Origin of the sequence: Micromonospora sp. NPDC049044 (assembly GCF_040649215.1) — a bacterium.
In the GTDB taxonomy this organism is placed as follows: domain Bacteria; phylum Actinomycetota; class Actinomycetes; order Mycobacteriales; family Micromonosporaceae; genus Micromonospora.
Genome location: NZ_JBEZFA010000011.1, coordinates 78,133 through 94,638, shown reverse-complemented (window position 1 = coordinate 94,638; position 16,506 = coordinate 78,133). Strand labels below are relative to the sequence as shown.

22 protein-coding genes are annotated in these 16,506 nt (G+C 72.9%); 4 read left to right on the top strand and 18 right to left on the bottom strand.

From position 1 onward, the window contains the following. Nucleotides 1-28 precede the first annotated feature (28 nt). The gene (locus tag AB0B85_RS11835; RefSeq protein ID WP_357406256.1) at nt 29-781 is read right to left on the bottom strand and encodes an alpha/beta hydrolase; all 753 of its coding nucleotides are present in this window, start codon (nt 779-781) and stop codon (nt 29-31) included. A gap of 62 nt (nt 782-843) precedes the next feature. Here AB0B85_RS11835 and AB0B85_RS11830 point away from each other — a divergent pair, with 62 nt between their 5' ends. Further along, nucleotides 844-1,371: a PadR family transcriptional regulator gene (locus AB0B85_RS11830; RefSeq protein WP_357406254.1), complete on the top strand. Its 528-nt coding sequence runs from the start codon at nt 844-846 to the stop codon at nt 1,369-1,371. A gap of 1 nt (nt 1,372) precedes the next feature. Here the strand turns inward: AB0B85_RS11830 and AB0B85_RS11825 are convergent, their stop codons facing one another. Beyond that, complete coding sequence (locus AB0B85_RS11825) at nt 1,373-2,647, bottom strand: cupin domain-containing protein (RefSeq protein ID WP_357406252.1); 1,275 nt, start codon at nt 2,645-2,647, stop codon at nt 1,373-1,375. Between the two features lie 9 nt (nt 2,648-2,656). Next, on the bottom strand, nt 2,657-2,962 hold the full coding sequence (locus AB0B85_RS11820; protein ID WP_357406250.1) for a hypothetical protein: 306 nt from the start codon (nt 2,960-2,962) through the stop codon (nt 2,657-2,659). 150 nt (nt 2,963-3,112) lie between these two features. Between AB0B85_RS11820 and AB0B85_RS11815 the strand changes: the two genes are divergently transcribed. Continuing rightward, nucleotides 3,113-3,892: a DUF72 domain-containing protein gene (locus AB0B85_RS11815; RefSeq protein WP_357406248.1), complete on the top strand. Its 780-nt coding sequence runs from the start codon at nt 3,113-3,115 to the stop codon at nt 3,890-3,892. 47 nt (nt 3,893-3,939) lie between these two features. Here the strand turns inward: AB0B85_RS11815 and AB0B85_RS11810 are convergent, their stop codons facing one another. The 10 genes from AB0B85_RS11810 to AB0B85_RS11765 form a co-directional block, all read right to left on the bottom strand. Next, nucleotides 3,940-4,368, bottom strand: coding sequence for a DUF2267 domain-containing protein (locus tag AB0B85_RS11810; RefSeq protein WP_357406246.1), 429 nt, complete (start codon nt 4,366-4,368; stop codon nt 3,940-3,942). Next, nucleotides 4,361-4,546: a hypothetical protein gene (locus tag AB0B85_RS11805; protein WP_357406244.1), complete on the bottom strand. Its 186-nt coding sequence runs from the start codon at nt 4,544-4,546 to the stop codon at nt 4,361-4,363. Before AB0B85_RS11805 ends, AB0B85_RS11810 begins: the two co-directional genes overlap by 8 nt. Nucleotides 4,547-4,677: 131 nt before the next feature. After that, nucleotides 4,678-5,550, bottom strand: a complete 873-nt coding sequence (locus AB0B85_RS11800; protein ID WP_357406242.1) for a DUF72 domain-containing protein — start codon at nt 5,548-5,550, stop codon at nt 4,678-4,680. A gap of 48 nt (nt 5,551-5,598) precedes the next feature. After that, on the bottom strand, nt 5,599-5,997 hold the full coding sequence (locus AB0B85_RS11795) for a TraR/DksA C4-type zinc finger protein (RefSeq protein ID WP_357406240.1): 399 nt from the start codon (nt 5,995-5,997) through the stop codon (nt 5,599-5,601). A gap of 161 nt (nt 5,998-6,158) precedes the next feature. Further along, nucleotides 6,159-6,821: a uridine kinase gene (locus AB0B85_RS11790; protein WP_357406238.1), complete on the bottom strand. Its 663-nt coding sequence runs from the start codon at nt 6,819-6,821 to the stop codon at nt 6,159-6,161. A gap of 41 nt (nt 6,822-6,862) precedes the next feature. Next, nucleotides 6,863-7,468 (bottom strand): winged helix-turn-helix domain-containing protein, encoded by a 606-nt coding sequence (locus AB0B85_RS11785; protein WP_357406236.1) that lies wholly within the window; start codon nt 7,466-7,468, stop codon nt 6,863-6,865. A 248-nt stretch (nt 7,469-7,716) separates the two neighbouring features. Then, nucleotides 7,717-8,259, bottom strand: a complete 543-nt coding sequence (locus tag AB0B85_RS11780; RefSeq protein ID WP_357406234.1) for a winged helix-turn-helix domain-containing protein — start codon at nt 8,257-8,259, stop codon at nt 7,717-7,719. A gap of 41 nt (nt 8,260-8,300) precedes the next feature. Further along, nucleotides 8,301-8,792 (bottom strand): rhodanese-like domain-containing protein, encoded by a 492-nt coding sequence (locus AB0B85_RS11775; RefSeq protein ID WP_357406232.1) that lies wholly within the window; start codon nt 8,790-8,792, stop codon nt 8,301-8,303. Nucleotides 8,793-8,832: 40 nt separating this feature from the next. Further along, nucleotides 8,833-9,288: a cysteine dioxygenase family protein gene (locus AB0B85_RS11770; RefSeq protein ID WP_357406230.1), complete on the bottom strand. Its 456-nt coding sequence runs from the start codon at nt 9,286-9,288 to the stop codon at nt 8,833-8,835. 110 nt (nt 9,289-9,398) lie between these two features. Further along, nucleotides 9,399-9,776 (bottom strand): signal peptidase I, encoded by a 378-nt coding sequence (locus tag AB0B85_RS11765; protein ID WP_357406228.1) that lies wholly within the window; start codon nt 9,774-9,776, stop codon nt 9,399-9,401. Nucleotides 9,777-9,839: 63 nt separating this feature from the next. On the opposite strand from AB0B85_RS11765, the gene AB0B85_RS11760 reads away from it, so the two are divergent. Both AB0B85_RS11760 and AB0B85_RS11755 read left to right on the top strand, forming a co-directional pair. Further along, entirely contained in the window at nt 9,840-10,232 is a 393-nt protein-coding gene (locus tag AB0B85_RS11760; RefSeq protein WP_357406226.1) for an ankyrin repeat domain-containing protein, read from the top strand. A gap of 32 nt (nt 10,233-10,264) precedes the next feature. Beyond that, a complete protein-coding gene (locus AB0B85_RS11755; protein WP_357406224.1) occupies nt 10,265-11,215 on the top strand; it encodes a DUF3500 domain-containing protein in 951 nt (316 codons plus the stop codon). Nucleotides 11,216-11,235: 20 nt separating this feature from the next. On the opposite strand, the gene AB0B85_RS11750 is transcribed toward AB0B85_RS11755, so the two are convergent. The 5 genes from AB0B85_RS11750 to secA2 form a co-directional block, all read right to left on the bottom strand. After that, nucleotides 11,236-11,997: a class I SAM-dependent methyltransferase gene (locus AB0B85_RS11750; RefSeq protein WP_357406222.1), complete on the bottom strand. Its 762-nt coding sequence runs from the start codon at nt 11,995-11,997 to the stop codon at nt 11,236-11,238. A gap of 133 nt (nt 11,998-12,130) precedes the next feature. Beyond that, nucleotides 12,131-12,325: a helix-hairpin-helix domain-containing protein gene (locus tag AB0B85_RS11745; protein WP_357406220.1), complete on the bottom strand. Its 195-nt coding sequence runs from the start codon at nt 12,323-12,325 to the stop codon at nt 12,131-12,133. A 147-nt stretch (nt 12,326-12,472) separates the two neighbouring features. Beyond that, the gene (locus AB0B85_RS11740; protein ID WP_357406218.1) at nt 12,473-12,964 is read right to left on the bottom strand and encodes a DUF2231 domain-containing protein; all 492 of its coding nucleotides are present in this window, start codon (nt 12,962-12,964) and stop codon (nt 12,473-12,475) included. Between the two features lie 328 nt (nt 12,965-13,292). Then, a complete protein-coding gene (locus AB0B85_RS11735) occupies nt 13,293-14,033 on the bottom strand; it encodes a GAF and ANTAR domain-containing protein (RefSeq protein WP_357406216.1) in 741 nt (246 codons plus the stop codon). Between the two features lie 178 nt (nt 14,034-14,211). Continuing rightward, the gene (gene secA2 / locus AB0B85_RS11730; protein WP_357406214.1) at nt 14,212-16,503 is read right to left on the bottom strand and encodes an accessory Sec system translocase SecA2; all 2,292 of its coding nucleotides are present in this window, start codon (nt 16,501-16,503) and stop codon (nt 14,212-14,214) included. Between the last annotated feature and the right edge of the window lie 3 nt (nt 16,504-16,506).

The window sequence follows — 16,506 nt, the reverse complement described above, 5'->3', positions numbered from 1 at the left end:
GCTGGCGCAGTCGCCGGCGAAGCGTGCGCTATGCCGGCAGTGCCGCGACGGTTGCCGCGACAAAGCCGTCGGGGTTGTCCAGCATGATGTTGTGGCCGCTGTCCGACACGGCGACCACCCGCACGCCGGCGTCGGACAAGGCGCGCGCACCGACCGGTTCGTCACCGGCGGGGTGGAGGTAGGTGCGCGGCACGGGCAGTTCGAGCAGCAGTTCACGGATGGTCGGGGTGCTGTCGCGGTTGAGGTGTACCGCCGTGCGGTAGAGCGCCTCCGGGCCAGCGAGCCGCATCGTCGCCGCCCAGGCCGCGCCGACGCGGGTGAGCGTCTCGGATCGGCCGTCGCCGTGCACGAACTGCTCCTCGGTGTAGCGGGCTCCGATGCCGACGCCTGGAGGCTGCGGGTCGAGGGTGGCATGAACGAGAACCAGTGCGCTGACAAGATGCGGATGGCGGGCGGCCAGGACGATGGCGACGGCGCCGCCCATGCTGTGGGCGATCACCTCCGCGGCGCTGACCCCGGCGGCTGTGAGCGCGGTGGCGGCGAGGTCGGCGTGCTCCTCAAGGGTGTACGAGGCGTCGGCCGGTCGGTCGCTCATGCCGTGCCCGAGCAGATCCATCAGCAGGCTGCGCCGTCCGGCGAGGGCGGGGTCGGTGGCCGCCGCGGCGTAGTACGCCGGCGAGGAGGCGCCGAGACCGTGCAGGTAGACCCGGGTGGGTTCGGCGCCGGGCAGTTCCACCCAGCGGATCGTCGTGCCATCTTCTCGGACCTGGGCGCCACGCATCACGTGCCTCCTGACTGATACCTCGTGTTCGAGGTATTTCGTTGCCGAGGTAAGTTAGCACGGTGTTGGAGTTCGCGATATTGGGCTTCCTGGCCGACGCCCCGCTGCACGGTTACGAGCTACGCAAACGGGTGGCCGCGCTCACCGGCCACGTCCGGCCGATCGCGGACGGGACGCTGTACCCGACGATCAAGCGGATGGAACGTGCGGGCCTGCTTCGTCGGGACGTGCAGGCCGGCCAGGTGGCGGCCCCACGGCACGTGCTGATCCTGAGCCCGGCCGGAGAGGCGGAGTTGCTGCGTCAGCTCCGCAACCCCGACGCGCTCTTCATCACCGACGAGAACCGCTGGTTCACCCTGCTGGCGTTCCTGCATCGTCTCGACGACCCGGCAGGTCAGGCGGCCGTCCTGCGCCGTCGCCTCGACTTCCTCACCCAGCCGGCGAGCTTCTTTTGGGACGGCGACCGACCGCTGCGCGCTGACGACTTTCCCGACGACCCCTTCCGCCAGGGTCTCTTTCGCATCGCCACCGCCACCAGCCGCACCGAGATCGCCTGGCTACGAGAAATGCTCACCGCACTGGCGCGGTAGCTCAGGCCGGGATCAGGACGGCCTCGCGCAGGAGCCGGCGGGTCAGGGTGACCCGGTCGGCGTCGTCGGGCAGGCCGGGCAGGTCACCGACCCGGGCGACCGCGCCGCTGAGCAGGGCACGGACCGCGGCCTCGCAGCTCACCGGCAGGGTGATGGTCCGGTCGAACAGCCGCAGCGCCACCGTGTCCGACCCGTGCGGCACCAACTGCCAGCGCAGGCCCGGCCGCAGGGTGACCCGGGTGTCGGCGTCCAGCGCGGCCAACGCGTCGGCCTGGGCGAGCGGTCGGATGGGTGCCGGGCGGGCCGCCGGCCAGGCCCGCTGACGCAGACGCGCGGCGACCGCGCCCGGGTCGGCGCGCAGCAGCCAGTCGCGCAGGGCCTCCACCGTCTCGGTCAGCTCCGGCTCGATGTCGTCGGGGTCGGCGACGTCGGTGCCGAACGGTAGGGTCGCCCGCAGCCGCTGGTCCTCGGCGGCCAGCGCGAGCAACTCCTCGACCAGGGCGTAGCGGGTGAGTGCCCGGATGCCCACGGTCAGGTGCAGCGAGCTGGCGTCCTGCGCCTGCGCGCTGTGCAGCCAGCCCCGGGGCAGGTAGAGGGCGTCGCCGGGGGCGAGCACCACGTCCAGCGCGGCGGGGCCCTGCGCTGTCGCCCCGACCTCGTCGGCCCGTCCACCCCACTGCTGCTTCTCCAGCGGGTCGGGCAGCACCGGTGGGTGGATCCGCCAGTGTTTGCGGCCGTCGACCTGCAGGACGAACACGTCGTGGGTGTCGTAGTGGGTGGCGAAGCCCTGACTGCCGGTCGGGGTGAGGTAGGCGTTGACCTGTAGCGGCTGGTTGAGCGCCAGCCCCAAATCACGGGCGAAGTCGACGAGCGGTGGCCAGATCCGGTGCAGACCCTGCAACACCAGGGTCGCGCCGGCGGCGTACTGCTCCAGGACCCGCTCGTCGAGCACCTGGTCGCCGATCTCGGCGCCGGCGCCGCCACCGCCGGTGAAGCGCGCCGCCGGCACCAACTGGCCGTCCTTGGCGACCCGCAGGAACGGGGTACGCAGACCCCGCCGGCTCAGCAGCTCATCGGCGTCGGCGGGGCTGAGCAGGTCGGTGAAGCCGGCCGGGTCGGGCAGCTCGGCGGCGCGCGACAGCAGCGGCGTGTGGCCCCAGTGCGCGGCGGCGAACTTGGCCGGTTCGACAGAGACGCAACGGGCCAGCGCGGCGGCGGCGGATGCGGACGGAACCGCCGGGCGGCCGTGGCCGCCCGGCGGGTCGAGGTGCGTCATGATGTGCCGCTACCGCGCGCTGCCGTCGGCGCCACCGTCCTGCTGACCCGGCGTCGCACCGCCGTCGGCCGGGCCTTCCGCGCCACCGTCCGCGCCACCGTCGTGCTGACCGGGGGTCGCGCCACCGTCGGCCGGGCCCTCCGCGCCACCGTCCGCGCCACCGTCGTGCTGACCGGGGGTCGCGCCACCGTCGGCCGGGCCCTCCGCGCCACCGTCCGCGCCACCGTCCTGGTGACCGGGGGTCGCGCCACCGTCGGCCGGGCCCTCCAGGCCGCCGCCGCCGCTGGTCTGCATGTCGTCGTCGTTGAGTGCCATCGGTACTCCCTCGGGTGTGCCGCCCCGCCGTACGCCGGGGTTCGTCGTGCTGCGGGTGGTACCCCACGCGCGATCTTCTCTAACCCTCACCGTAGACGTCGAAGCGGGGCGAGACGGGCGGTTCACCGGCGGCAGTGTCACGATGGGACGGTGATCCTGGTGGGTACGTCCGGCTGGCAGTACCGGGACTGGCGGGGCCGCTTCTATCCGCAGCGGTTGCCGCAGCGGCTCTGGCTGGAGCACTTCGCCGAGGGCTTCGCCACGGTGGAGGTCAACAACGCCTTCTACCGGCTGCCGGAGCGGGACACCTTCGCCGCCTGGCGGGCCCGGACGCCCGCGGACTTCTGCGTTGCGGTGAAGATGAGCCGCTATCTCACCCACATCAAACGGTTGCGTGACCCGGCCGAGCCGGTGGCCCGGTTCCTGGGTCGGGCCACCGCGCTCGGTGACCGGCTCGGCCCGGTGCTGCTGCAACTGCCGCCGAACCTGCGGGTGGACGTGGCGGCGCTCGACGCCACCCTGCGGCTGTTCCCGGCGGACGTGCGGGTCGCGGTGGAGCCCCGACACCCCTCCTGGTGGACCGACGCCACCCGGGCGGTGCTGGAACGGCGTCGGGCGGCCCTGGTCTGGGCGGACCGGCTCGGACGACCCGTCGCGCCGCTCTGGCGCACCACCGACTTCGGCTACCTGCGGCTGCACGAGGGCCGGGCCCGACCCTGGCCCCGCTACGGTCGCGCGGCGCTGCGGTCCTGGGCGCACCGGCTGGACGACACGTTCGGCGCGGACGAACCGGCGTACGTGTACTTCAACAACGACCCGGGCGGCGCGGCGATCGTGGACGCTGTCGCGTTCGCGGCGGAGGCCCGGCGGGTCGGGCAGCCGGTGTCCCGGGTGCCGACCGCCGCCGAGGCGGACCCCACCGGCGACTGAGCCCGCCCGACGGGGTCGTCGGGCGGGCTCCGGCGCGGATCAGGTCGTCACGGCATCATGGTGGCCAGGTCGGCCGGCATGGTGTCCTTCACGTCCTGCCATTCGCCCTGCGTGACGTGTCGGCGCAGAGTGTCGAGCACCACCTGCGTCACCCGTTCCGGGCCGCCCTCCGCGTCGTACGGGAAGCCCTGGCGGACCTCGTAGAGGAAGTCGTCCCGGTTGAGCTTGATCGGCACGTCCGACGGGACCCACCCGTCGAAGTAGATGCCCCGCACGAGCACCGGCAACTGCTGGGCGAACTCCACGCTCTCGTCCACCGGCAGCCGGTCGCGCAACAGGTGCAACACCGTGCGCAGCGCCGCGTACGACTGGTTGCGCCGATCCTTCGGCCAACCGTAGGCGTCCTCGATGTCCTTCAGGATCAGGTTCGTCTTGTCCAGCGAGGATTCGAACGCTGAGATCATCGCGTCAGCCATCGGTGGCCCCCCGTTCCGTGTTGTCCCACCGTCGGTCGTCGGTGCGACGTGGCGGCCCCACCGGGCCGCGTCGGGCCCGCACCGGGCTGCCCTGCGGGGCGCGCCGGGCGTCGTCGGGTGTGCCGACCACGTGCAGGACGGCTCCACGCCGCCGATCCGTCACCACTCGAACCGTCATCCCCCGTCACCTCCGTGTCGTCTCCGGCGGCGGCCACCGACCCGGTGGCCGCACCCACCGCGTCCACCCTGCCGGCGGCCCGGGTGACCCGACCTCACCCCGGTCGGGTGAGTGGTGACCGCGGCGACCTCTCAGTCCGCGCCGAGCAACCCGGCCAGGGTCGTCGCGTTTGTCTGCGCGTAGTCGCGGTAGCAGTTGTTCATCAACACGTGGGTCTGGCCGGCCTGGTCGGCCAACTCGCGCAGCTTCGGCGCCCAGTCGGCCAGCTCCCGCTTGGAGTAGTGGTAGCCGAACTTCTCGTGGATGTCCTTGCTTGTCCACTTGTCGCTGTGGCCGTGGAAACGCACGACCGCGAGGTCCGCTGTGGCGGCCAGCACCGGGGGCAGCGACGAGCGGTGACCCTGCGGCATGTCCACGCACACGTACGGCAGGTTGTGCTCGCGCAGGAAGGTGAGGGTCTCGTCGGCGTTGTCGCCGTCGAACCAGGAGGCGTGCCGGAACTCGTAGACCGGGCGCAGCGGCGCGCAGCGCTTGGCCACCTCCAGCAGGTACTCCTTGTTGGCCCGCTTGATGGTGAACCAGGGCGGGAACTGGAACAGCAGCGCGCCCAGCTTGCCCGCCTCGACGAGCGGGTCCAGCGCGGACAGGAACCGCGTCCAGACCTCCTCGTACGCCTGGGCGGGTAGATCGTCGGGGTAGACGTTCTTCTTGTCGGTCTCCGGTCGCAGGTCCTTGTAGAGCGCGCTGACCCGGGTGGGGTGTCCGGTCAGTAGGCTGAACGCCTTGATGTTGAAGGTGAAGCCCGCCGGGGTGCGCTCGGCCCACAGCCTCGCGGTCGCCTCGGCGGGTGGGGAGTAGTAGGTGGCGTCCACTTCGACGAGCGGAAACTTCCGGGCGTAGTAGGCCAGCCTTTTCTCCGGGGTGTCCGCGGTCTGCGGGTACCACCCCGAGTCGAGCAAGGTGCGGTCGGTCCAGGACGCGGTGCCCACCAGGATGTCACCCATGGGTGCAGTCCATCGCGTGCTGGACCGACCGGCAACCGCTGGCGTCGCTCAGGCCGCCCGCCGTTCACGGGTCTGCTTGCAGGACACACAGGTGGTGGCCGCCGGGAAGATCTCCAGCCGCTCCACCGGGATCGCCGCCGCGCACCCCTCGCACCAGCCGTAGGTGCCCTCCTCGAGCCGGCCGAGGGCGTGCTCGTACTGGGCGCGGCGGTCGAGGATGGTGCGCAGCAGCGACTGCGCGGTGTCCCGCTCGGCGGTCTTGGTGCCACTGTCGGCCTGGTCGTCGCCGGCGGTGTCACCGACCTCCACCAGTCGCAGCACCTGACTCTGGAGCACGGCCTGGTCGTACTCGGCGGTCAGCTCGTCGTAGCGCGCCTGCAGGGAGTGCCGGATCTGGTCGATCTCCGCCTGGGGACGGGTCGCACCGACCGTGTCGTGGACGAGCATCGCTGCCTGCCTTTCCTGGGCCTTGGCTCTCGGTGAACCGGCTGCCGGCGGCGTGGTGCCCCGGTCACTGTCGCGTCTGGTGCGCGGGCGATCACCCGCGCGCTGTGAGCCGGGCGAGTACCCACCCGACGAGCCGAGCAAACCGACGATCTCGACGGTTTTCAGGCGTCCTCGTCGGGCTGCACGAGCGCCGGGTGGCGGGGGTCGTCGGCGCGGACCACCACGTCGGCGAAGCTCGCCGGAACGACCTCCTCGGCGTACCTGTCGAAGGCCGGCAGCGCCCATTGCTGGGCAGCTTCGGTACGCCGGCGCAGCGCCGCCGGGGACAGCTGAAGGTGGACGGTGACGTCGAAGGGCAGGCCGCCGCCGAGCAGCAGCGGGCCGCTGACCAGGACGACGCCTCCGGGTGGCAGGTGGACGTAGCGGGCGCGGCTGGCGCGGTCGGCGTCGGCGTCCCAGAGCGACGGGAGCAGTCGCCCGGTACCACCCGGACCGGCCGGGTCGAGCACCTCGCGACGCAGTCCGGCCTCGTCGACCCAGTTCTCGTAGAAGGAGTCCGGGTTGGTGCGGCCCAACTCGAAGCGCAGCGACGCGGGGCGGAGGAAGTCGGTGGCCCGGACGTGCAGCACCGGATGACCCCGGGCGCGCAGTGGATCGACGAGCGCGGCGGCCAGGTCGTCGACGCCCGCGGCGGGTGGGCCGTCCACCGCCACCCGCAGTCGCGCGGGCCCGGCGGCGTCGGTCGCGGCGCGTGTCGCGGCGGCGGCCAGCCGGCCGGTCAGCTCGTCGACGAGCAGGTCGGGCGAGATGGGGCGGATGCGCACCGGACCATCCTGCCCCGCGCCGGGCGGGGCGGTGCCGCCGGTCAGCCGGTGCGGTCGATCGTGACCCGGGCGTCGTCGGCCAACCGGTAGCCCACTCCGTAGACCGTGGTGACCAGGGGCACGTCCACGCCCACCTTGCCGCGCAGCCGACGCACGTGCACGTCGACGGTGCGTACGCCGGCGTGCTCGTAGCCCCAGACGGCGTTGAGTAGTTGCAGCCTGGTGAACACTCGGCGCGGGTGGGCGACAAGGTGCAGCAGCAGGTCGAACTCCAGCCGGGTCAGCGGCAGTGGCTCGTCGTCGCGCAGCACCGAGCGCGACGACGCGAGGATGTGCAGGGCCGGGATGGTCGGGCTGAGCGCGCGGGTCGACGCTCGGTTGGAGGACGTCTGCTCGGGGCGGCGCTCGGCCGGGACCGCGCCGACGATCACGCCCTCCCCCCGCTCGAGCATCTCGCGGGCGGCTTCGAGCAGCCGACGTGCCGCCGGGGTCAACGACTCCTCGCAGGCCAGCGGGATGGACAGCGTCACGGTGAGCACGGGCGCGGCGGTGTTGGCCGGGCGACGCTGGCCGCCGGGAGGTCGACCGGGCACCGGAGGTTGGGACGTATGCCATCCGGCGCGCGGCGAGGCAGGGCTGACCGACATGGTCCTCCTTGGGCTGATCCGGGTATCTCCCCACGGCCCGGGACGCCGCTTCATCGATGTTTCCCGGCGCTTGGGCGAGGGTCAAGAGGCGGCCGCGTTGCATGACTGTGACAATTGACTTACACATCGGAGCCACGTGCTCGCTCTGCGTGTGAGGTCAGATGATTACAGCAGAGCCCGCCAGATGCCCCGATACGGGGGTCCCCGTCCCGTTCGGTGCGGCCTCGCCGGATCGCCGGAGTGAGGGCTCAGCGATCGTGGTCCACGCTGATCCCCGCATCGTCGGCCAGCCGGTAGCCGACACCGTAGACGGTGGTGATCAGCTCCGCGCCGGGGAGCTTGGCGCGGAGCCGGCGGACGTGCACGTCAACGGTCCGGGCCACGGCGTGCTGGTAACCCCAGACGCTGGACAACAACTGCGGGCGGGTGAAGACCCGGCGCGGCCGCTCGGCCAGGAACAGCAGCAACTCGTACTCGATGCGGGTCAGCGGGACGACCTGGCCGCCACGGCGGACCAGCCGCGAGCCGGCCAGGATGTGGACGTGCTCCACGTCGGCGGGCAACTCGGCGATGGGCGGAACCGGTCGCGGCCCCGCCGCGACGTCCTCGACGGCACCCGGTTGGCCCTCCCCCGACTCGGCCAGCTCACCGAGCAGCTGGACCAGTCGGGCAAGCCGCGGGCTCAGCGGCCCGGGGACGAGGTCGACGGTGATGGTCAGGGTCGGTGCGGTGCGCGGCCGGGCGGGGCGCAGCCCGGGGTGACGGCGCGTGGGGATGGCGACGACGGACATGGTGCCTCCTGGGTGGCGGTACGCCCGCTACGGCGGGACGGTCAGCGACGCGCTCGCCCGGTGTCGACCGGGGGCGCGGGAGCGGTGGTGCGGTGCAGCGGCGTCGGGCCGAGGGCTGGCAGACCGGCGATCCGCCAGGCCGCGAACCCACCCGCCACGTCGGTGGCCCGGTGCAGTCCGAGGTCCTGCAGGGCGGCGGCGGCCAGCGACGAGGTGTAGCCCTCCTGGCAGAGGATCACCACCGGCACGTCGTAGTCGACCGCCTGCGGCAGGCGGGCCGGACAGCGCGGGTCGAAGCGCCACTCGAGCACGTTGCGCTCGACCACGAGCGAGCCCGGCACCATGCCGTGCGCGGCCCGCTGCGCGGCCGGTCGAATGTCGACGAGCAGCGCCCCGGCCCGGTACGCCAGGTGCGCCCGCTCCGGGTCCAGTCGGTCGAGGCGGGCACGCGCGGCGGCCAGGATCTCGTCGATGCCCCGAGCGCCCGGCGGCGGCACCGGGGCCGGGCAGTGCTCGGCGGTCAGCTGCATCATGGGTTCCTTCCGGTGACGGGTATGGATCGTGGCGGGCCGCTCACCAGGACCGGCCGGCCTCGGCGACCTCGGCGACCCGCAGTCGGCCGTCGACGAGGTGATAGCGGGTCATCCGCAGCAGGGCCGGCCGGTAGACGTGCACGCTCACCGCCGGCACCGGCCCCTGGTTGGTCACCTGGTGCACGTGGCGGGCGCCGAAGCGGCGCACCGCGCCGGTGGGCAGCAGCCGGGGGCGCAGCCGACCGGCGCTCACCGTCTGCTCGGTGAGCGCGCCGGCGACGACCCGGAACGCTCCGGCGGAGCCACCGTGGTCGTGCAGGTCGGTGCCCTGTCCGGGCAGCCAGCTCAGGGCCCACACCTCATGGTCGTCGCCGCCGTGCAGGCGTGCGTACCAACGCTCGGCCGGGTCGTAGCGCAACGCGACCGGCCAGCCGGCCGGGTCGGCCCACCGCGCGGCGATGGTACGCAGGTCGGGCTCCGGGCGGTGGTGCGTCATGGCGGTTCCTCGCGGGTCGTTCGGCGGGGTGCCCTCGTACTCTAGACGGTAAAGCCTATAGGTTTAGTAGGTAATACCGTCTGGTGGGACGCCGTCCCCGCCCTCGACGATCAGCGCAGCACCGGCGGGTCCACCCGGTAACCCGGCACCGAGGGCCACCGCACGGTGAGCACCACCGACGCGCGTTCGGAGAACCAGGAGTGGTCCACCCCCCGGCCCCACACCACGTAGTCGCCGGGCGCCGCCAGCCGGACCGTCCGGTCCGGCAACTCCACCCGGAAACACCCCTCGACGAGGACCAGCAGGGTGGTGCGCCGTTCTCCGGTGGCCCACCGCGACCGGGCCTGCCCGGGCGGATGCACACCCCACTTCACCTCGACCTCGCTGCTGTGCCGGATCTCGCCCGGCGGCACGAAGTGCCCCAGCAGCCAACCGGCGTCCGCGGCGCCGTCGACACCCGCGTTGCCCACGTACACCGTCTCCGCCATCGGACCCTCCCCCAGCACGCCGGCCGAGCAACCTATCAGGATCGTGGCGACTAACCTGAACCGGTGACCGACCACCTCGACGCCGAGACGCTGGCGTTCGCGCACCGGATGTTCGACCTGGCCCGGGCCGGTTCCACCGAGGAACTGGCCGCGCAGGTCGACGCCGGCCTGCCCGTCAACCTCACCAACGACAAGGGCGACACGCTGCTGATCCTGGCTGCCTACCACGCCCACCCAGACACCGTGGCCGCCCTGCTCAGTCGCGGCGCCGACCACTCCCGGGCCAACGACCGCGGTCAGACCGCGCTGGCCGCCGCTGTCTTCCGCAGCAACACCGAGGCGGTCCGCGCGCTGCTCGCCGCCGGCGCCGACCCGGCCCACGGTAACCCGTCGGCCCTGGACACCGCGGCGTTCTTCGACCTGCCGGAGATGACGCGGCTGCTGCGCACCGGCTGACACCGACGGCGACCGGCCGGTATACAGGGTCGGTGGAAGATCCCCTGCCCGAGCAGATGCGCACCGCCGCCACCGCGCTGCTGGCCGCGCTCAACCCCACGGCCCGCGACAGCGCCGTACACCCGTTCGACGACGAGTCGAACCGACGGTGGCTGGAATACCGCCCCCGCCCCCGCCCCGGCGTCTGCCTCGCCGCGCTCGACATCGCCGGCCGCAAGGCCGCACACCGGCTGCTGGCCACCGCGCTCAGCCCCTCGGCGTACGCGCAGGCGATGGCGATCATCGCGCTGGAGGAGGTGCTTGACCGGGCCGAGGACTGGCAGCGAGGGCGGCACAGCGGTGACTACTGGGTGGCCGTCTTCGGCGATCCGGCGCGTGACGACCGCTGGGCGTGGCGGCTGGAAGGACACCATCTGTCGGTGAACATGACGGTGGTGGACGACCAGGTCTCCCCCGCGCCGATCTTCTTCGGCGCCAACCCGGCGGCGGTCCGGTACGCCGGCCGCCCGGTCTCCCGCCCGCTGGGCGTCGAGGAGGACCTGGCCCGGGCCCTGCTCGACGCGCTGGGGCCGGCCGAGCGGGATGCCGCGATCATCGCCGACGAGGCCCCGGCGGACATCATCAGCGCCACCCGTGGGCGGGTCGACGGGCCGCTGGAACCGCTCGGCGTGTCGGCGGCCCGGCTGGGGCCGACCGGCCGCGCCCTGCTCGACCAGGTGGTCGCGGTCTACCTGGACCGGTTGCCGCCCGAGTTGGCGATCCGCGAGGCGGCCCGGCTGGACGCCGGCCAACTGCACTTCGCCTGGGCCGGCCCCACCCACCCCGGGCAGCGGCACTACTACCGCGTCCAGGGCGACGACCTGCTCATCGAGTACGACAACACCACAGCGGACGGCAACCACGCGCACACAGTGCTGCGCCGCCCCGCCAGCGACTTCGGCGCCGACATCCTGGCCACCCACCACCGGGCCCACCGGCACTGAGGCGCGGCGGGCCACACTCGTCAACGAGGGCGGGTGGCCTCGATGAGGAAACGCTGGGCGTGGGCCACGAACGGGCCCTCGCTGACGATCCGGTGGTGCAGGGCGCGCAGTTGTTCGCGGTAGCGGTCGACGGTGAACCCGGGCACCGTCCAGATCACCTTGCGGAGAAACCACACCACCGCCCCGACGTCGGCGAAGGTCGCGCGCAGGGTGGCCCGCCGCAGCTCGACCACCCGCAGGCCGGCGGCCTCGGCGGCGGCCACCGCGTGCTCGGGGTGCCGCTCGGCCGGCGGGGGCAGCGGACCGAGGATCGCCTCACTCAACTCCCGCATGGTGCCCGCCCCGATCTGCTGCGACAGGAACGTGCCGCCCGGCCGCAGCACCCGCGCCGTCTGCGCCCAGTCGGTACGCACCGGATGCCGGCTGACCACCAGATCGAAGGAGGCGTCGCGGAACGGCAACGGCCCGTCCTGGGCGACCGCCACCACCGTCGCGCCCACCCGCCGCAGGGTCCGCCGGGCGACCTCGACGTTCGGCGGCCACCCCTCGGTGGCCGCCAGCAGCCTCGGTGGCCGCGGCACCTCGGCGAGCACCTCCCCACCACCGGTGTCCACGTCCAGCGCCGCGTCGACGCGGGCCATCCGGTCGGCGACCAGCCGCGCGTACCCCCAGGGTGGGCGCTCCTCGGTGGCCCGGCCGGCGAGCCAGCCGAAGCCCCAACCGTCGACCGGCGCGGCGGCTCCCTGCGCGATCAACTCCTCGACGTCATCCGTGGCATGCACGGCGACCAGCCTTGTCGGCCGATCGCCCGGCCGGCAACCCATTTGCCCGCCGGCCGGGCGAGATGGGCCCTGCCGAAGCAGGTTGGGGTGGACCGGTGACCGGGTGGTACGGCTGCGGTCCCGCTCGCAGATCTCAGCCGAGCCCCAGCTGATGCTCTTCGAGGGCGGCCTGGAGGGTGGCGAGCGCCTTCGGCCCCATGCCATGCAGTCTGGCCAGGTCCGATCGGGCGACGCCGGCGAGTTGGCGCAGGGTGGTGTAGCCGGCACCGTGCAGGGCCCGCGTCGCGGGCGCACCGATCTTCGGGAGGGTATCCAGATCAGACGTCATCCGCGGATGATAGGCGGCTCGGCCGTCCCGGCGCCGGCCTGGCGGCCGGATCGCGGACGGCCCGGTGGTGCGCTCGGCGCGCGGGGACGGCCCGGTGGTGCGCTCGGCGCGCGCGGACGGCCCGGTGGCGCGCTCGGCGCGCTCGGGTCAGGGCCGGGGGCGGGACATCTCGACAGTGGAGCCGGCCAGCGTTTCCAGGCCGCCGGCCTCGGCGCGGCCGGTGTCGAACTGGCGCATCAGCCGGGCGCCCAGGTGCACGCCGACCCCGCCGACAGCCAACGCGACAAGCTCGGTGATCAGGATCGCGGCTGACGCTCCACGTTGCGGGGAGTGCGACCGGACCAGGCAGGTGAGCAGGAACATGGCGGCCATCACGGTGTTCACCAGATTGAAGGCGACAGCGGTGCGGCGGGTGCGGTCACCCGGCACGTCCCACAGGTCGACCATGCCGGCCACCGCGGTCAGCCCGGCAGCGACGAGTGCGGCGACAGCCGTCCAGTAGCCGACCTCACCGAGGAACGCCGGGCCACCGATGACGTCGGTCAGGTCGAAGACGGCGGCGCTCACGAAGAGCCCGAGCGGGAACGTCACGAGCATCGGTTGGATCGGGTGGCCCTGCACCCGCAGTCGGCTCTGCATCGGTCCTCCCCCGGGTCGGCGCACCTCACCTGCCCCAAGGGTGCTACCCGGGCGCGGTCGACGCGAAACGATGCCGCCCGACTCGCCGCTGGCAGGGAGAACGGGCACCCCGTGGCCATCGCGTCGGGGCGGAACGGTTGATCGACTCGCGTTCAAGGAAACCGGGTCATCGGCGAGCCTCGGACACCCCGAGGTCAAGGAACCCGAGTCGATCACCAGTCGGCAGGCGGGCCAGCGGCAGGCGGGCCAGCGGCCGGCGGGCCGGGCAGCGGGCCGGCGGACCGGGCAGCGGGCCGGCGGGCCGGGCAGCGGGCAGGGCGGCGGCCGGTCAGGTGTCGCGCTGGCGGGAGACCGTCCGGACCAGTCGCTCGGCCACCTCACGGAGCGGGATGTCCAACGACGACGCGGCGGTACGCAGCACCTCCAGGGCCTCCACCGGCGGGCACCCGCGCTGGGTCATGATCACGCCGACGGCCTGGCCCACCACCCCGTCCTTGAGCAGCGCGGCGTCCCGCTCCCCGGCCAGAGCCGTGCGTCGGCCGCGGTCGCGGACGGCGGCCAGCAGCAGGCCGGCGTGTTCGGCGAGCAGCATCGCGGTCAACTGGTGTTGTGGGGTGAGCACGTCCGGCGAACCGGCGTAGAGGTTGATCGCCCCGATCACCTGGTCGTCGATGTCCACCGGAGCCGAGATCACTCCGTGTACGCCGAGGTCGCGGGCGCGGGCCGTCCAGACCGGCCAGCGCGACTCACCGGCCAGGTCGGCGGCGAGGATCATCTCCCGGCGGTGGATCGCGCTCATCGCTGGCGAGTCCGGCCCGTGCCGCAGGTCGTCGAGGCAGGCCAGCCGCTCGTCGGAGGCGGCCACGCCGGCCGGTTCGCCCGCCCGCAGGGCGGTGAACCCGCACCAGCGCACCCCGGCCACCGCGTCGCGGGTGACCCGGACCAGCGCCAGCAGTGCCTGATCGAAATCGGTCAACGCGATGAGGCCGGCGGTCAGTTCCCGCAACAGTGCGGCGGTCTCCAGCACACCGAGTCGCTCGACCACCGGTTCCCGCGTGTCCAGGTTCACCGTTTCACTGCCCTCGTACGCCCCCGCGTGCATCCCGCCGACGCCGTCACGTGTGCCATCGTCTGCTCTCTTCCGAGTTGACCGACCCGCCCTACTACCCTCGCAAACCGGGATCGAAACGGCGTAGGGCGGGGCCTCTGCCACACCCGGAGGTGTCGCAGAGGCCCCGAAGGTCGAGTCAGCGCGACGCGCCGCTGAGCCGCCGCCCGATCGAGGCGATCAGCCGGTCGAGTTCCGAACCGAACGGGTTGTCGTGCACCAGGTACGTCCAGGTGGCGGTCGGCCGGACCAGGGTGCCGTCGTCGGGCTGCCAGTCCTCGTCGAATTCGGTCTCGTTGAAGGTGGCGATGGTGCGGGCCTCGATCTCCGGGATGAGATCGTTGAACGCCGGCACGGCGGCCCGGTGGAATTCGTCGAGCGGGTCGAGCCGGCCCAGCGCCCGCAGGTGCACGCCCTCACGGACCTCCGACAGCTCGGCCAGGTGCTCGGCCCAGAGCCGGTCCAGGTGGTAGAGCGCGATCGACCGGGCCACCCGGGCGAGCAGGTCCTCGTCCATCTCGCTGGCCTTCTCCGGCGCCTTCTCCAACAGCATCACCGCGGCCACGTCGCTCGTCAGCAACCGCTCACGACGCGCGGCCAGAGCCTTGCGCTGCTGCTCGATCACCACGCTGTAGCGCCAGGTGTTGCGGTGGATCTCGTGGTTGACGCCCTCGGCGACCCGCTGGGCGTGCTCCACCGCGTAGTCGACCTGCTCGTCGGTGACCAGGCCGTCGGCGTTCATCCGCGGCGACGGCGGCACCGCGTCGGCGGCGTGCCGGACGACCAGGTCGTCCTCCAGGCTGACCAGGAAGACGGAACCACCCGGGTCGCCCTGCCGGCCGGCCCGACCACGCAGCTGGTCGTCCACCCGGCGGCTGTCGTGCCGGCCGCTGCCGATCACGTAGAGGCCGCCCAGCTCGGTGACCCGCTCCTGGTCGCTCTGGTCGCTGCCGCCCAGCCGGATGTCGACACCCCGGCCGGCCATCTGGGTGGAGACCGTCACCGCGCCGTACGCACCGGCCTCGGCGATGATCGCCGCTTCCTCGTCGTCGTTCTTGGCGTTCAGCACCACGCAGGGCACCCCGGCCGCGTTGAGCCCGGCGGCCAATCCCTCGGACTCCTTGACGTCAAGCGTGCCGATCAGCATCGGCCGCCCCTTGGCGTGCCAGCGCTGGATCTCGTCGATCAGCGCCTCGTCGCGTTCGGCTCGGGTGGCGTAGATGCGGTCCGGCTCGTCCTCGCGGATGCACGGGGTGTTCGGCGGGATCACCGCGACCTCGAGGCCGAAGAACTCCCGCAGCTGGTCGCCGACGAGCACCGCGGTGGCGGTCATCCCGCACACCTTCGGGTAGAGCGCGATGTACGCCTGCACGGCGATGGTGCCCAGCACCTCGCCCTCGGCGGTGGCGTCCAGGCCCTCCTTCGCCTCGACCGCCGCCTGGAGCCCGTCCGGCCAGCGGCGGCGCTGGGCCACCCGGCCGCGCATCTCGTCGACCAGCTCGACCGAACCGTCCCGGACGATGTAATCCACGTCACGGTTGAGCAGGGCGTGCGCGTGCAGCGCCACGTGCACCGCGGAGAGCTGGGTGACGTGCTCGGAGTCGTACAGGTCGATGCCGAGCTTGGCCTCGACGGCGGCCAGGCCGGCGGAGGTGAAGGCCACGCTGCGCCCGTCCTCGGCGACCGTGTAGTGCTTGCCCTTGCGCAGCCCGCGGACCAGCGCGGCGGCGGCGTGCACCGGGTCCTGCTCGCCCGGCACCGCGCCGGCCAGGACCATCGGCACCCGCGCCTCGTCGATCATGATGGAGTCGGCCTCGTCGACGATCGCGGTGCTCAGCGCCGGCTGCACCCGGTCGTCGACGTCGGTGACCAACTGGTCGCGCAGATAGTCGAAGCCGGCCTCGCTCACCGAGACGTAGGTGACGTCGCAGGCGTACGCGGCGCGCCGCTCCTGCGGGGTGGAGGCCTCGTTGACCCAGCCCACGGTGAGGCCGAGCAGGGTGTAGACCGGCTCCATCCACTGGGCGTCGCGGCGGGCCAGGTAGTCGTTGATGGTGAGCACGTGCACCGGCCCGTTGCCGAGCCGAACGTGCCCGTACGCGGCGATCGTGGCGGTGAGCGTCTTGCCCTCACCGGTGGCCATCTCGGCGACCTTGCCGGACAGCAGCGCCATCGCGCCGAGCAGCTGCACGTCGTACGGCCGCTGGTCGAGGCCCCGGCGGGCGGCCTCGCGGCCGACGGCGCAGATCTCCTCGTAGCCGACAGCGGCACCCGCGGCCTCGGTCAACTCGGCGTCGTCGAGCGCCGCCAGCTCGTCCGCACGCGCCTCGATCGCCGGCAGCAGCTTCTCCAGCGGAGCGAGATCCACGGTCGAGCCGGGGCGCTGGAGGAACCGCCGGAACTTGCTCTTGAACCGTTGCGACACACCCATGAG

Excerpts from the sequence above, each read along its gene's own strand:
- AB0B85_RS11775 (WP_357406232.1), bottom strand. The coding sequence starts at position 8,792 with ATGATGCAGCTGACCGCCGAGCACTGCCCGGCCCCGGTGCCGCCGCCG.
- AB0B85_RS11820 (WP_357406250.1), bottom strand. The coding sequence starts at position 2,962 with ATGGCACTCAACGACGACGACATGCAGACCAGCGGCGGCGGCGGCCTG.
- AB0B85_RS11810 (WP_357406246.1), bottom strand. The coding sequence starts at position 4,368 with ATGGCTGACGCGATGATCTCAGCGTTCGAATCCTCGCTGGACAAGACG.
- AB0B85_RS11770 (WP_357406230.1), bottom strand. The coding sequence starts at position 9,288 with ATGACGCACCACCGCCCGGAGCCCGACCTGCGTACCATCGCCGCGCGG.
- AB0B85_RS11835 (WP_357406256.1), bottom strand. The coding sequence starts at position 781 with ATGCGTGGCGCCCAGGTCCGAGAAGATGGCACGACGATCCGCTGGGTG.
- AB0B85_RS11800 (WP_357406242.1), bottom strand. The coding sequence starts at position 5,550 with ATGGGTGACATCCTGGTGGGCACCGCGTCCTGGACCGACCGCACCTTG.
- AB0B85_RS11780 (WP_357406234.1), bottom strand. The coding sequence starts at position 8,259 with ATGTCCGTCGTCGCCATCCCCACGCGCCGTCACCCCGGGCTGCGCCCC.
- secA2 (WP_357406214.1), bottom strand. The coding sequence starts at position 16,503 with ATGGGTGTGTCGCAACGGTTCAAGAGCAAGTTCCGGCGGTTCCTCCAG.
- AB0B85_RS11825 (WP_357406252.1), bottom strand. The coding sequence starts at position 2,647 with ATGACGCACCTCGACCCGCCGGGCGGCCACGGCCGCCCGGCGGTTCCG.
- AB0B85_RS11805 (WP_357406244.1), bottom strand. The coding sequence starts at position 4,546 with ATGACGGTTCGAGTGGTGACGGATCGGCGGCGTGGAGCCGTCCTGCAC.
- AB0B85_RS11740 (WP_357406218.1), bottom strand. The coding sequence starts at position 12,964 with ATGCAGAGCCGACTGCGGGTGCAGGGCCACCCGATCCAACCGATGCTC.
- AB0B85_RS11785 (WP_357406236.1), bottom strand. The coding sequence starts at position 7,468 with ATGTCGGTCAGCCCTGCCTCGCCGCGCGCCGGATGGCATACGTCCCAA.
- AB0B85_RS11765 (WP_357406228.1), bottom strand. The coding sequence starts at position 9,776 with ATGGCGGAGACGGTGTACGTGGGCAACGCGGGTGTCGACGGCGCCGCG.
- AB0B85_RS11745 (WP_357406220.1), bottom strand. The coding sequence starts at position 12,325 with ATGACGTCTGATCTGGATACCCTCCCGAAGATCGGTGCGCCCGCGACG.
- AB0B85_RS11795 (WP_357406240.1), bottom strand. The coding sequence starts at position 5,997 with ATGCTCGTCCACGACACGGTCGGTGCGACCCGTCCCCAGGCGGAGATC.